This is a genomic window from Flavobacterium commune (assembly GCF_001857965.1).
Classification (GTDB): Bacteria; Bacteroidota; Bacteroidia; order Flavobacteriales; family Flavobacteriaceae; genus Flavobacterium; species Flavobacterium commune.
The window spans coordinates 2,286,751-2,303,167 of sequence record NZ_CP017774.1 but is presented as its reverse complement, the minus strand read 5'-3'; the positions used below and the strand labels follow the sequence as shown (position 1 = coordinate 2,303,167).

8 protein-coding genes are annotated in these 16,417 nt (G+C 34.3%); all 8 read right to left on the bottom strand.

Annotated features, from left to right (window positions below; all coding sequences use genetic code 11):
- Positions 1–217: 217 nt before the first annotated feature.
- The gene (locus BIW12_RS09785; RefSeq protein ID WP_071184951.1) at positions 218–1,114 is read right to left on the bottom strand and encodes a carbohydrate kinase family protein; all 897 of its coding nucleotides are present in this window, start codon (positions 1,112–1,114) and stop codon (positions 218–220) included.
- Between the two features lie 22 nt (positions 1,115–1,136).
- Entirely contained in the window at positions 1,137–3,356 is a 2,220-nt protein-coding gene (locus tag BIW12_RS09780) for an alpha-galactosidase (protein ID WP_071184950.1), read from the bottom strand.
- Positions 3,357–3,468: 112 nt separating this feature from the next.
- Entirely contained in the window at positions 3,469–5,214 is a 1,746-nt protein-coding gene (locus BIW12_RS09775) for a RagB/SusD family nutrient uptake outer membrane protein (protein ID WP_071184949.1), read from the bottom strand.
- Between the two features lie 9 nt (positions 5,215–5,223).
- Complete coding sequence (locus BIW12_RS09770; RefSeq protein ID WP_071184948.1) at positions 5,224–8,376, bottom strand: SusC/RagA family TonB-linked outer membrane protein; 3,153 nt, start codon at positions 8,374–8,376, stop codon at positions 5,224–5,226.
- Positions 8,377–8,388: 12 nt separating this feature from the next.
- Complete coding sequence (locus tag BIW12_RS09765; protein WP_071184947.1) at positions 8,389–9,990, bottom strand: glycoside hydrolase family 32 protein; 1,602 nt, start codon at positions 9,988–9,990, stop codon at positions 8,389–8,391.
- 48 nt (positions 9,991–10,038) lie between these two features.
- Positions 10,039–11,313, bottom strand: a complete 1,275-nt coding sequence (locus BIW12_RS09760; RefSeq protein WP_071184946.1) for a sugar porter family MFS transporter — start codon at positions 11,311–11,313, stop codon at positions 10,039–10,041.
- Positions 11,314–11,445: 132 nt separating this feature from the next.
- A complete protein-coding gene (locus BIW12_RS09755; RefSeq protein WP_071184945.1) occupies positions 11,446–12,696 on the bottom strand; it encodes a glycoside hydrolase family 27 protein in 1,251 nt (416 codons plus the stop codon).
- Positions 12,697–13,418: 722 nt separating this feature from the next.
- Positions 13,419–16,136 carry a substrate-binding domain-containing protein gene (locus BIW12_RS09750; RefSeq protein WP_071184944.1) on the bottom strand — a complete coding sequence of 906 codons (2,718 nt, stop codon included), beginning with the start codon at positions 16,134–16,136 and terminating at the stop codon, positions 13,419–13,421.
- Positions 16,137–16,417: the final 281 nt, after the last annotated feature.

Below are 16,417 nucleotides of genomic sequence, written 5' to 3'. Positions count from 1 at the left end.
AATAACTCATATACAGTAAATTAAATACAAATCTGACTTTACATTAAAAAAATAAATTGTATTACAAAAACCATCAGACCGTCATTATATTTAGTAAAAAACTTACTCTTTCATAATATCTATAAAAAAGAAATAGGAAATAAAAAAGGGATAATCCCTCATAAAGAGATTATCCCAATAATAACACGACAATATTTTAAAAATCTTTGTTCTAATTTCAAACCATCATAAACTTCTTTATTTCCTTATCCGAAATCTTAGGATTAGCTCCTTCCTGCCCTGCAACCAATGCTCCTATGGCACAGGCATAGTTCAACGATTTCTGCGGCGATTTTCCTTTTAGCAATCTTACTATCAAGGTAGCTAAAAAAGAATCTCCTGCCCCAACAGTATCTACCACTTTTACAAAATAACCACTGTTATAATAAAATTTCTCATTATAATACAAAACGGCCCCAAAGGCACCTTTGGTCACACAAATTTGCTTAGTATTTGTTTTTTCGGCAATGAATTTAATATTCTGTTCAAAAGAATTATAGGGAGATTCTAACTTCTGACTTATCTCATACAACTCTTCATCATTAAGCTTTATAAAATCGGCCTTGAACATCAATTCGATAAGTACTTCGGTAGTATAATATGGTGCTCTCAAATTGGCATCCAAAACTTTATACTTTGCCTTTTTTAAAAGAGAAAACAAACTTGCCCTTGAAATTTCGTCCCGACAAATTAAACTACCAAAAACAAAAGCATCGGCTTCACTGACTTGCTTTTCAACTGCTGAATTGACAACAATTTTGTCCCATGCTGAGGGATAGTGAATATCATAAGAAGCATTCCCTTTTTCATTAATCATTACGTGAACTACTCCACTCATATAATCAGAATCTACTTGTATCAAACTGGAACTCATATTGTGATCTTCGATATATTTGATTATATCTTTCCCATTTTCATCATTTCCAATTTTACTAATTATAGTCGAAGCAACTCCTATAGAATTCATTCTCAATGCCACATTCAAAGGTGCTCCGCCAATTTTTTTATGCGTTGGAAAAACATCCCATAAAACTTCTCCAAAGCAAACAACATTTAATGCTTGTTTCTTTTTCATATTTTAAATCTTTAAATTGTAATTATTTCACCTCATTTACTTCCAGCACTACGCTTGTTCTTTTCAACGTAACATTAGGATTAAAGCCTGCTTTCATTAAAAAATCTCCTGTAAATACTTTATCGGAAGAAAATGTCGAACTTACGCCAGGATAAAGGTTGATTTCTTTTACCGTGTAACGTTTATTAGCATCCAGACCGTTAAAAACGACCGGCCGTTTAGTAGCCGTAATGCTGAATCTATTGTTCACCAAATAATTAAATACAATTGCTTTGCTTTTATCCTTACTCACATACATTAATGCTGAAATATCATTTTCATGCGGATTAACCAAACGAAACATATCGCCATGCCATACAATATCTTTGAATGAATTGTAATTATTAATAGCTTCTTTGCAAAATATTTTATCATTAGTATCTAATTCACCTGCTACAATATCAAATCCCAGCTTACCCATACTGGCCACATCTACCCTAAATTTCAGCGGTTGTTTTCCCCAATCGGTAACATGATTATCGGTTGTGATTGATGGAAAGAAATACGAATAATCCCATTGTAAAAATATACGTTCTATAGGCTCGGTATCATCACTAGGCCAAAATTCGGTGAAATATTTTAAAAACTCATAATCAGCACGGCCACCACCACCGGAACACAGCATCATAGGTACTTTTGGATATTTGGCACGAATACGTTGCAGCACTTTATACAATCCTTTGACATAATCGACATACAGATTAGATTGAGGAACTCCTTTTTTATTGAGATAAGCCGAATAGGCATTATAAATAACCGCATTACAATCCCATTTAATGAACGCCAATTCGGGATTTTTCACAAACAAATCATCCACTATTCCAAAGACAAAATCCTGGACCTCGGGATTCGACAAATCCAACACCATCTGATTTCTATAATAAATCTCAGGTCTTTCGGGCTGCCGTATTACCCAATCCAAATGTTTTTCATACAATTCACTCCTTGGATTTACCATTTCAGGTTCAATCCAAATACCAAATTTCACTCCTTCTTTTTTAGCTTCTCTTACTAAATATCCCAATCCGTTTGGCAACTTCTTTTTATTTTCCTGCCAGTCACCCAATCCTGCATCATCATTATTTCGTGGGTATTTATTCCCAAACCAGCCATCGTCCAATAAAAACATATCGACACCCAAATCTTTGGCATCTTCAAACAAAGCTTTGATTTTATTTTCATCAAAATCAAAATAAGTCGCCTCCCAGTTATTCAACAAAGTCAAACGTTCGCCCTGACCGTCCAATACCCGATATTTCCTTGCCCAATCATGTAAATTTCTACTCGCTTCTCCGGTTCCGTTATTCGATAAAGCATAAATTAACGAAGGAGTTTTAAAAGTTTCGTTTGGAACCAACGAATATTCGGAAGCAAATGGATTGATTCCTGCAATGAAACGGAGATTTTTATGCGAATCAATTTCAAAATCCAATTTAAAATTACTGCTCCATGCCAGTTGTCCCAACATAACCGTCCCTTCATTTTCGGAAGCCGATTTACCAAATGACAAGATAAAATTAGGCGTTTGTAACAACATTGCTCTGGTTCCCAGTTTAGAATCCACCGTTCTTATTCCCTGTGAAAGTTTAGTTTCAACAGGCTGCATTTCTTTTAAATATTCTCCCTGAAAACTCGTGAGATAAAAATCTTTATTGGCAAAATATAAATTAGCCGAGGCATATTTTTGCAATACAACCGGCTTTTTCTCCTTGTGTTTTATTTCGGTCCATTGCTCGATTACATTCTCTTTTTCCCAAACTTTATAAAACAAAGTCACTTCAAACGGATAAACAGGATCTTTGAGAAGAATACTGGTAACAGCTACATTAGCATCTATTTGTTCTTTTTTATGACTTATATACTTTAATTCCAACGACGTATTTCCATCGGCATGTTTGACCTGAATAGCAGGTTCAGACAGATTCCAGGTTCCCGCAGGCGTATAAGCCGAATTATAAATTCCGGCATTGGATTCATCATAATTATAATTTGCCGCGACGGCTTTGTACTCGCTTTCGTTGGCAAGTGGCTTTCCAAAATAAATGATTCGCAATCTATTGCTATTGTCTGTTTGCATCAACAACAAATTATTTTTGGTAGCAACAGGAATGACTGTTTGTGCTGTTAAATTGCAAACACAAATAATCAAACTAAAAAGAAATCCTATTTGGTTCCTTTTATAAGTTTGTCTTTTCTCTCTCATAATTCCGGTTTAAAATATTTTAAGACAATGTGAAAAAAGCTAAAGGCAAATAAAGATTTGCCTTTAGCTAAATAAAAAACACTAATTTAAACAACCATTATTAACCTTATTTTTAATACCCTGGATTTTGAGTATATAATCCTCCTGTAAAATCAATTTCTCTTTGAGGTATTGGATAATATTCATCTCTACCCGCTGTAAAATGTGCACTTGAAAGGAAGCCTTTTTTTACTTTCTCAACAGCAAGGTAAGCGTTTAAAACCGGTTCGGCGATTCCCCATCTTACCAAATCGAAGAATCTAGGGCCTTCCATACCAAATTCCAATCTTCTTTCAAACATCAATGCTTTCATAGCATAATCTTTTGAAGGAAAAGAAAGATACGGTTCTACTTTATACACATTTGAAGCTCCTGCGGCTAGAGGCATTGCTGTACTTGCAGCGGCTCTGGCTCTTATTAAATTAATAATAGGTAAAGCTTCATCCTTTCTGTTTAACTGAATTAAAGCTTCTGCTTTAAACAACAACACATCAGCATATCTAATAAAATCCACGTTTTTAGAAGTTCCTACGAAGGGTCCGTTTTTAACGTAACAAGAACAGTCTGGTGATTGTTGTTCTTTCATATTCCCAAAGTAGCCGTAAACCCCCGGATCTCTAGCCCAGCTAAAATTATAAACCATATCCCCAGCCGTTTTCAAAGTATTTTTATACTTGAATGGTCTTCCTGGAACCCCTACCGTATGATCAATTCTTGGATCTAGTGTTACTCCTGCAGTTAGCGATGATTTCCCTGTACCATCAACTGTATTATAAATATCTGCATTGTTAAAAGTATCTAACAATGGTAATCCCGTAACAGCATCGGTTTTGAATGCGTTTACCATGTTCTGACTGGCCATATGGAAACCGCAACATCCGTAAAGAGGGTTACCATGAGGAGAGTTTAATCCTGTTACAAAACTTACTCTACCCACATTTGTTCCGTCATTGATTGAAAACTGAACAGCCCAAATCGATTCCGGACCATTATCACGACCATCTAAGAAATTATAACCAAAATCTGTTTCTAAACTTCCGGTTACTTCATTAGCATAATCAATAACTTCCTGTAATCGGGCTGCATTGATGTTTACTACCTGATGATCATCATTTTGTTCGTATGCCTGATACAATCTTAATTTTGCCAAATAAGCCGATGCTGCGTTTTTATCCGCTCTACCTACCTGTTCCTGTGAAGGAGGTAAATTATCATGAGCAAAAATAAAATCATCTGCAATTTTATTCCATAAGGCATCTGAAGACAAATCATTTGAGGTTGCCAAAATTTGTTCTTTAGTAAGGTCTTCTGTAATGAAAGGCACTTTATTAAACAACAACTTCAACATAAAATAAGAGTGTGCTCTTAGAAAACGCAATTCAGCCTGTCTGATTTTCTTTAACGGATAATCGGCTTCATCAATATTATTAACTACAGACAAAGCAAAGTTAGCTCGGGAAATTGCCTTAAAGTGATTTGTCCATGTTCTAGGCAACATCCAGTCGCCATAATCAGGAATGGTCAAATTATATTGTTCGTATCTGTCCACAACATCTACGTCACCACGACCTCCACCACCTTTGTAGGCATCATCAGATCGAACACTTCCATAAACCCACTGACTGGTAATTGGTCCAATCATTTCGTCATTTCCAATTGCCGCATAAGCAGCAACAACAAGCGCATCCGCATTGGCTATTGTAGCAACCTGATCCGGTTTTAGCGCCCCTTTAGGTTCATAATCTAAAAAATCGGAGCTACATGATGCCAACAATATAGCTGACATGAAGCTGATAACTATTTTATTATATTTTTTCATGAGAATTAATTAAAAGTTTAAGTTTACACCTAATGAGAATGTTGTAGGTACTGGTATTGAATTTATATTAGTACGTTCCGGATCAGAACCGATATATCCTTTTGGAGTAAACCAAAATAAGTTCTCTCCCTGAGCATATATTCTACAACGAGTAATAAAACCGGTTTTTTCAGTTATACTCTCCGGCAATGAATACCCAATTTGGATATTTCTAACTTTGAAATAAGAATTGTTTCTTAATAAATAATCGGACATATTAGCGTAATCCGTATTATTTGTTGTTAGTGAAGGTATCGTACTACTTGTATTTGTTGGGGACCAGGCATTCAAAGTTCCAGGCCCTGCATTTTCTCTACCCTGAACAAAATTATTCCAATAAATATAAGGATCGACCCCTTTTCTTCCGCTAACTCCAGAACCAAAAACAGACATATCGATATTTTTATAAGCCAAACTAATATTGATACCGTATTCTAATTTAGGCTGTGTTGAACCAATAAAAGTTCTATCATTTGAATTGATAACACCATCATTATTAATATCCACAAATTTAATTCCTCCTAATCTGGATGCTACTTGTGTAGCATGAGAATCTATATCAGCTTGTGATTGAAATAATCCATCGGTTTTGTATCCAAAAATTTCAAACTGAGAATGACCAACGATAGAATTAGCTGCTGTTCCAGGATAAGCTGTTCTTACCTCCTCAGGCAAAGCGGTTATTTTGTTTTTAGTAGCACCAAAGTTAGTAGTAACATTAAAATTCAATCCATTCTCTAATGTATCTGAGTATCCTAAAACCAATTCCCAACCTTTGTTAGAAGTAGAAGCTCCATTCACAAAACGCTGTTGCCCTTCTCCTAAAACCGAAGCAACGGGTGGTTTAATTAAAATTCCATCAGTTTTTCTGGCAAAATAATCAAAGGAACCTGATAATTTGTTATCCAAAAAAGCAAAATCCACCCCTAAGTTTATCTCTTTAGTCGATTCCCATTTCAATCCTGAATTAGCCGCTTGGATAGCCACAAAACCAGATGGTAAATTTCCTGTATTCACTCCACCCAAATCATAGGCAGTACCTACATTGTAATAAATATTGAAAAAATCAGGTATAAAAACATTTTGATTAACCCCATATCTGGCTTCAAACAAACCTAAACTGGCAAAATCTCCAATGGATTGATTTCCTACCTCACCATAACCGGCACGAAGTTTTAATGACGAAAGTGCTTTAACATTTTTCAGAAAATCTTCATTACTGATTTTCCAACCTACTGTAGCTGCCGGGAAAACTCCGTATCTGTTGTCTTCACCAAATCGGGAAGAACCATCTCTCCTTATAGTAAATGTTGCCAAATATTTATCAGAAAAGGCATAGTTAACTTTTCCAAACTGAGAAAGCAATCGGCTTCCTGTTGTTAATCCATTTGAGGTTCTGGCTCCTGAAGCAGCTGATAATACAAAATAATCTTCTGATTCTACAGCAAAATTCTCTCCACGAGCTAATAAACTATGAAAATCTGTTTTAACTGATTCTACCCCAACCAAAACACCAATTTTATGATCGGAAAGCTTTACATTATAATTCAAAGTATTCGAAATGGTTAAACTCGAATATTTATTAGTATTATGAGTCAAGCTATTATTGTCTCTGTTAACCGATCCATTACGTACTATAGGTTCAATATCTTTTCTGTTGAAATCATTAAAATCCATACCAATACTATTTCTGTAGGTAAGGTTTTTTACTAAATCTATTTCGGTAAAAACATTTCCATACAACGAAATTCTTCTGGTATTATCCCATCTGTTTAAATATTGCATTAACAAAGGGTTATTTCTATCAGAATAACCAGAGCCTAAAGGTCCTCCGTATCCACCGGAATTAGTATAAACCGGAATTGTTGGTGCTAATGAAATAGCCAAGGCAGGAACCGGAGAATTCCCAACGTCATTAGCCGCTAATCTTTCATTAGATTGGGTAAACTGTGAATTAATACCAAATCGTACCTTGTCGTTAAACAACTTGAAATTAGCATTCAATCTTGCGGTATATCTTTCGAAATTAGTATATTTCAACATTCCTGTATTATCCAAATAGCCTAAATTCAACATGGCATTGGATTTATCAGTACCTCCTGATACGGACAAATCATTATTGATAACAAATCCTGTTTTATACACTACATCCTGCCAATCTGTATTTCCTGCCGGCATATTAGTATCCCCACCTACATAAGGCTGAACGGAAACGCTATTCAATACCGGATTATTCAGGTCATTATTCCAGTCAAAATTATAGATTGCTCCGTAAGCATCTGTCGGATTAGCTCCATCATTAACTGATGCCTGCCACAAAACCTTTCCTCTATCTACTGAATTCAGCATTTTATACCTTTGTTTTTTCTCTGACATTGCTGAAATACTGGTATTGTAAGAGACATTCATTCTTTCTCCTTTAAAAGCATTTTTGGTTGTTACAACAATAACACCATTAGCCGCTCTGGAACCATAAATAGACGAAGCAGAAGCATCTTTCAATACCTGAACCGATTCTATTGCACTTGGATTTAAACTGGCAAAAACCTCTGGTCTTACTGTAGGCACACCATCAATTACATACAATGGATCGGTATTACCCAGAGTGCTCACCCCTCTAATCAAAATCTTACTACTCGTACCACTTGGATCTCCTGATTTTTCAATAGACAAACCTGCAACCCTACCTTGTAGCGCCTGCATGGCATTACCAGAACTCATACTTTGCCCTTCGATGGGTTTCATCTCAACAACAACTACAGCTCCTGTCACATCGACTTTTCGTTCTTTAGAATATCCCGTTACCACAACCTCTGTTAATTGCTGCGATTCTGATTTTAAAATAACATTAATTGTTTCCTGACCGTTTACTTCTAGTGTTTGATTTGTAAATCCCACATAACTAAAAGTCAAAGTTGCTTTTGGATCTACATTTCTAAGTTCATATTTACCGTCCATATCAGTAATAGTCCCCTTATTAGACCCTGATACTACAACAGATACCCCCGGGAGCGACATACCGTCTTCAGAAGAGGTTACAACTCCTTTTATTCCGATGTTTTGGGCCGAAAGTGAAAAAAATGACCCCATTAGAATTAAATAAAAAATGATTTTTCGTTTCATAGTTTAGATAGTTTAGTTAAAATTTAATTGGTTAATAGTTAAGTTTTCGATGGTGAAATCGAATTTTTCTTTCGTTACAGAAAATGTTTCCATTGGTTTTTCCGGAAAAAATATTTCGGTCATTACTGTTTTGCCGTTATCGTAAAACACTTCGATTGAAGTTTTATCGACTATTACTCTTACGTCTATTTTATCAAAATCTTCAGTAAAAGGGGCTTTCGAAATTTGTTTTGCAAAAGCATCCGAGAAAGACAAATCCCCTGATTTTTTTCGGTCGATAAAAAAGTATTTGTCCTTTTTATTAATACCAAAACTGATATTGTTATCAGAACTGTTACACAGTGAAAAAGTATAGATGTCTTTTTTAAGATTTCTTAAGGTAAATTGAATGTCTAACCTTGTTAAGTCAATTGATGATTTATCAATTAAAACCGTTTTTTTATCGGTAATTTTAAGCGCTTCCTTCTTGATTGTATTGGCTACATAATTTTGTAATTCTCTTACCGGAACTGAAGAAAGCCTGTAATGATTATTTTCCTTAATCAATTTTAATTCTCTGGCTACAGTCATGCTGCTTCTCCATTTTTGAGTTGGAACTTTTTGGGCATAGTCCCAATTGGACATCCAACCCATAAACAGTTTTCTGCCATCGGTCTCTGAAATATTAGACCAGGTTACACCTGCATAATTATCTCTTCCGTAATCAATCCATAGCCCTTTTTGCCCATTTATATCTTTAGAAAAAGATTCATCCAGCTTAAATATCTTACCATCAAAATCACCTACAAAATATTGCGTAGCCGAACCGCCGTTAGGTCCTCCAGGATTGATACTCAACAAAAGCACCCATTTATATTCGTCCGAACCTTCTACCATCATCGGAAAAAAATCAGGACATTCCCAAACACCGCCGTGTGCTCCGATATTTTTTCCAAAATCAGAAAGCATTGTCCAGTCTTTTAGGTTTTTAGAACTGTAAAAAATAGTTTTATCACCTGCGGCTAAAACCATTAACCATTGTTTGTGAATGTTATCCCAGGTCATCTTTGGATCTCTGAAATCTTTAATCGAAGGAAATTCTACTACCGGATTTTTTTCATATTTTTTCCAAGTCAATCCTTCGTCTAATGAATAGGCTATCCCTTGTGACTGAATTCCAGGCTCTTTCGTTTTTTCTTTTGTTGGATCATGATAGGTAAACATGGCTACGATAGGAGGATTTTTCAAACTCCCAAATCCGGAAGTGTTTTGTAAATCCACCACAGCACTTCCTGAAAAGATATATCCTTTTTCATCCGGGTAAATGGCAATTGGTTTTTCTGTCCAGGTGACCATATCAGTACTTATTGCATGTCCCCAGTGCATAGGTCCCCAAACAGTTGAATCCGGATAATGCTGAAAATAAAGATGATAATACCCATTATAATAAAACATGCCGTTAGGGTCATTCATCCAGGCTTTTTTAGGCGTGAAATGAAAATTAGGTCGGTACAATTCTTCTTCCGTATATGCTTTTTTATCTGATACTGAAGACTCTTTACAATTAAACAAAGTCAGTAAACCTATGGTACACAACAATAATTTAGCGTGTTTTTTAATAGCAATTTTAGTCATGATTTATTCTTTTATTAATTTTTTACTTAATTCTTCTAAAGAAATTCCTTAAGTTTCCGGCATTAAAAAAGCCACAAACAAAAGTTGAAAAACCATCATTACGGCAAAGAATAAAAACACCACACCCGCTCCGATTGAAGAAAACAAAAATGGTATTAGTGATGGAATTATTGCTGCCAAAACCCAATGCGTAGTACTCCCAAAAGCTTGTCCTGAAGCTCTAAGGTGATTTGGAAAAATCTCTGAAATAAAAACCCAGATAACAGCACCCTGACCAATGGCATGAGCTGCAATAAACAAGAACAGAAAAATCGGAACTGCCATTCCCTGCCATTTTAAAAAGAAAGCGATAGCTACAAGACTCAGCGAAATAATATAACCTACCGAGCCTATGTACATCAGTACTTTTCTACCCAACTTATCAATTAATGAAACCCCTAATAAAGTAAAAACTAAATTGACAACACCGATACCAATACTGCTAAGTAACGCAGTACTCTCTCCCAAACCAGCCTCCTGAAAAATTCGGGGAGAATAATACAGAAAAGCGTTAATCCCTGATAACTGATTAAACAAGGCTATTAAAAAAGCCAGAATTAATGGAGTGCGGTATTTTTTCAAAAAGATAGTATCATTTGTCAAAGCGGCATTGTTATTATCCAGCTCAATCTCCTTTTTCATTTCTTCATACTCTGCTTCCTGTCCCATTAATATCAATATTTTTTTAGCCTCTTCATTTCTGGATTTAGACAACAACCATCTTGGGCTCTTAGGAATACCAAAAACGAACAGCGTATAAATAAAGGAAGGAAAGGCTTGTACTCCCATCATCCATCTCCATGAATTCTCTCCTGTATTTCTCAACAAATAATTAGACAGAAAGGCCATCAAAATCCCTAAGACAATATTAAATTGATAAAAAGCAACTAATTTCCCTCGGTCTTTTGCCGGTGCTATTTCAGAAATATAAGCCGGAGCAGCAATTGTAGATGCTCCTACACCCAAACCTCCAATAAATCTAAAAGCAGCAAAAACATAAGGATCATTTGCTAAAGCTGATCCAATGGCCGAAAAGAAAAATAAAATCCCTATCCATAATAAAGTATTCTTTCTTCCTATTTTATTAGTAGGTATTCCACCAAAAATGGCTCCGAAAACGGTACCCCATAAAGCCATTCCCATAACTACAGTTCCATGAAAAGCATCAGATGAATTCCAAAGCTCTTGCAATTTTTTATCAGCTCCCGAAATGACTACTGTGTCAAAACCAAACAGAAATCCTGCAAGCGAAGCAATAACAGACCAAACGACTATTTTTTTCATTATCAAAAAATTATTAAATTAAATCACTACGATATTCTTTAAAAAAGGCTTGTTTTTTAATCCTATAAAAACCAACCCTCAGAAGCAAAAAGAGATAGAAATGTGAAAACTTTTCTTCCTCTATTATGTGTATTATATTTTTTTCAGTCGAAACATTTTTGTTTCATGGCGCTGTACCATTCCACTCCATTTTTTCCCTTTACCAATTACTTTGTGTGCCCATAAATCCTTGATTTCGTAGGTTTCATTTAATCCCAGTTCAGCAAAATTGATTTTTGATTTTTGAGTGGTTTCAGAACGGTTTACAATTGCAATTGCATAATCCCCATTTGCCAATGGTTTTACAAATACACTCCAAGTATCATTCTTGATTTTACAAACTGCCTGTTTACCCAAAGCATCCTGATTGATAGCAATTACCTCATCATTTAATAAAATGCGTTTGGTTTCGGCATTCATATTACGAACATCATTAGATGCTGCCAATGGAGAATTCATAATAGACCAAAGACTCATCTGACTTTGGTATTCGGCATCAGTACATCCAACTCCACCAAAATCACCCGAAGGTCCTTTTTTACCATAAAGCCCAACCACAAGCATATCCATATCATTCCAATGTCCTGGTCCGGCATAGGATGCGTAATCTTGAGAAAAATCTACAATATCTAATATTCCGGCTCCTTCAGTATCTAAATCTTTAAGTGTTTTAACTGGTTTAATACTTCTCCATTTATCCCTTACATCACCGGTTGTACGCCATAACTGACCACCAACCTGTCCTCCCCAAAGCCAAGGTTTACGTCCACCCCATTCGCAAATACCCAACACAATATCACGCCCGCTATTGCGTAAAGCATCCGCCATTTTTTTGTAGCGTGTTTTGGCTATTTCCATATCATCGGGAGCTCCACAATAATCGTATTTCAAATAGTCAATTCCCCAGGAAGCAAAAGTTTTCGCATCCTGTTCTTCAAAATTCAAACTGGCAGTATAGCCCCCGCAGGTTAACGGAGCCGCATCCGAATAAATTCCTAATTTCAATCCTTTGCTATGCACATAATCGGCAAGTGCTTTTATACCCGATGGAAATTTTTTAGGATCAGGAATAATATTGTTTCTGTTATCTCTTCCGCCCTGCCATCCATCGTCTATAAACAGATAATTATAGCCCGCTTTAACCATACCGCTACTTACCATGGCATCTGCCATTTCACGTATATCTGTCTCATTAAATTTATCTGCAAAATAATTCCAGGTCATCCAACCCATAGGTGGAGTTGGTGCCAATAAAGAACCATCAGCCAATTTGGTTTGCGCTTCTACACTTCCAGAACTCAAGCAAAGCACCATTAGGATAAGACTAAAAATTTGTTTTTTCATTTTATATAAATTTGTTGCGTTTAGTTTTTTATTGATTAGAATGAAGCCGAAATCAGTACCGGAGAAATTCCTATGCTTTACAATTTTTATCAGCTGCTTAAAAAACTATTGCATCAGAATAAAATGGAACACCACTAGCGAAGCAATAACAGAACAAACAACTATTTTTTTTCATTATCAAAAATTATTAAACTGAATTGCTAAGGTATATGCAAAAAAAAGCTTGATATTTTAAATATGTAACAATTACATACAACACTACCAAAACCCCACCACCACACCCTCAAAACACTTGATTTCAGTGAATTAAAACTAAAATCAAACTAAAAACTATTTCGTTATAGTTACAATCATGTTACAGGAAATACAACTATGTTACTTCCAGTTTTAGAAAATGATACCCCGTTTACGTATTTTCAACCTTGATTAATCGCTTTTTATACTTTTTTAAGAAAATGGCAGATTTATTTATGAAAATTTTAAGTGGACTTGATTTTCAAAACAACTAATCAATCAACCGGATTTATTTTTGAATTGGGTAAAAATGAAAATTTAGCAGTCCAATTTTCAAAACAGCTTATAACAAAAAAAAGCCTGTCAAAATACTCTTGACAGGCTTGATGGTAACACTAAAATTTAGCACACTTTTTAAAACGTGCTTATCATAAATGAGTTTTGACTTATTTAAAAATTTTCAAAATCGAAAAATAACTTCACCTTTATCATTTAATCTTATACTCTTTTGGCGAGATACCAAATTTATTTTTGAATGAAGTTGAAAAATAATTCGGTGTAGAAAAACCTACTGCATAAGCAATCTCTGAAATTGTTAGATCTGATTTTTTCAAAAATTCTTTAGACTTTTCTAATCTTATATTATTAATATGATCACTGATGCTAATTCCCAATATTGCTTTGACTTTACGATACAATTGCACACGGGAAATAGCCAGGTTTTTAGCTAAATCTTCCACGGTATAAGCCGAATTATCTAAATTTTTCTCAATCAGTTCGTTAAGCTTTTTAAGAAAATCCTGTTCGGTAACACCAAAAGTTCCTTCTTCGATATTGATTATATTATTGGTATAATAATACCTTAATTTCTCTCTGTTAAAAAGTAAGGCTTTGATGGACTGCGCCAATACTTTTAAATTAAATGGCTTTGTCAGGAAAACATCTGCCCCGCTATCTAAAGCCTGTAAATAAGAATCCTGATCATCTGAAGAGGTTAATATAATCGTTGGAATATGAGAAGTTCTCAAATCTTTTTTGAGTTTTTCACAAATTTGAAATCCATTAAGTTCGGGCAAATTCAAATCGCAAATAATAATATCCGGAATTAACTCTAAAGCATATTCCACAGCATTAGTTCCATCTGAAGTAAAAAAAGTATATTCGGTTGAAAACTTATTCGATACAAAATCCAAAAGATCTTTATTATCCTCTATATAAAGAATCGAATACCTATCCTCATTATGCTGAGGTTCTTTCTTTTGAATAACTTCAGAATCTAAATAATCGGATTGATGTACATAATCTAATGCAGCTTCTTTAACTATCGATTTTTCATCTAAATGCTCTTTTCCAAGCGGTAATGTAATGATAAATTCTGCTCCGTTTTTTGAAACAACTTCAATACTTCCTTTATGTAAATCAATAAAACTCTTTGATAAATGAAGCCCAATTCCTGAACTGTTTCTATAATTATTAGACCCCTGATAAAAAGCGTTAAATACCTGATCAATTTCTTTTTCTGGTATGCCAATTCCCGAATCCTTAAAGTGAATATGAACAACATTATTCTCCCTATCTTCTTTTATCGAAATACTGATTTTACCGTTTTCAGGTGTAAACTTAAAGGCGTTTGACAACAGATTAAAATAGACTTTATCCATTAAATTTCTATCAATATAAACCTCTAAATTTTCATTGTTAGTACTCAATGAAAAATCAATATTCTTTTTCTTTGCTTCGCGGTCAAAATCACTTACAATACCTTTTGAAAAATCCAATAAATTGGTTTGCGATGCTCTCAAAGTAAATTTTTGATCCTCAGTTTTTCTATAATCCAATAATTGATTGATTAAACGCAGTAATCTTCTGGAATTGTTATACATCAAATTAATTTCTTTGTTGATAGCAATTCCTTTATTCTTAAATTCACTTTCCAGGGATTCAACCGAACTCAAAATCAAGGTTAAAGGTGTTTTGAATTCGTGTGACAAGCCCGTAAAAAAGTTCAATCTGGCCTCATTACTTTGTTTTAATTCATTAGAAAACTTTTTAATTTCATTTCTTTGGTGTTTGATTTTTTTATTGGTTTCTTCTAATTCCTGTTTCTTTCGACTAATCATAATTCTCGAGTAAATACTGTAAATAGCCAGACCTAAAACTATTACCAATAAAAAAGTCAACAATTTCAAAAGATTATTCTGGCTTACATATTTTTTCTCCTGACTTTTGATAACCTTTTGCTGTTGCTCAATATCCGATTGCTGAATCGTTATTCTATCAAACTGATTACTCATAATATTTGCATTAAGAGAATCTATCAAAATAGTATTTAGTTTATTGTTTTTAGGAACGATTTCTTTATTCGCTATTTTTAAAGCCAACTTTATTGCTTCGGCAGCTCCTGTAGGATATAAAACAGTGGCTTCTAAAATCCCTTCCTGAACCAACTGAAGTCCACCATTAGGCCCATTAAGACCATCTACTCCTATAATTTTTATGCTTTTCTCTAAGCCTCTCTTTTTAAGAACCATCCAGGTCTGATAAGCAATTTCGTCATTGTAAGCATAGATATAATTAATATTGGGAAAATTATTCAGTATTTTTAAAAAATCATCTAAGACTAATTCATCTCTTTTAGCCTCCATAGTAACCACTTTGACACCTGGATATTTATCTAAAATTTGCCTGAAACCTAAATTTCTTTCAAAACCGGGCGAGGTAGATGAATTGCCTTTTATTTCAACAACATTAGCTTTTCCTTTAGACAATGAAACAATATGCTTAGCTGCAATTCTTCCTACCTCAATATTATCTGCACCTATGTGTGCCGTGTAATTTGAAGTATTTACTTTTCTATCCACAACAATTACAGGAATTCCTTTAAGAACCGCCTTTTCTATTACAGGAACAATCGAATCCGATTCAAAAGGAGAAACTATTATAATATCTTTTTTATCCTGAATCATCTTTTCAATGTCCTGGATTTGCTTTTTTACTTTACGGTTAGCATTATAAATAGTCAGCTTAACTCTTGGATGAAGAGAAGCTTCTACTGTCATTTCATGGTTCATCGACATTCTCCAAATATCCTGATTAATACATTGCGAAAATCCTATTGAAACCGGATCTACTTCGGTTGATGACTTACATGAATTAAAAAAAATGATAACACCAAAAATTATTATGAAAGAGTATTTTCTTAGCATAAATTATATAAATTAAATAACAACTGTGAATTACATTCTCAATATACTTTGGTTAGCATATTGCTTAAAATTTTATTTCAAAATAGATTAAAACTTCTTTTTGATTCAGAAAAAATATCGAATAGAAAATGGGAAAGTGAAGAAATAATTTATTTTATATGATAGTAAATAACATTCTAATTTTAAGATTTTCTTTAGAAAAACTGTAAACAAATATATAAAAACACATCTATATAAGCTTGTAATAGAGCTAAAAGAATCCTATTATTTCTATAATTTTA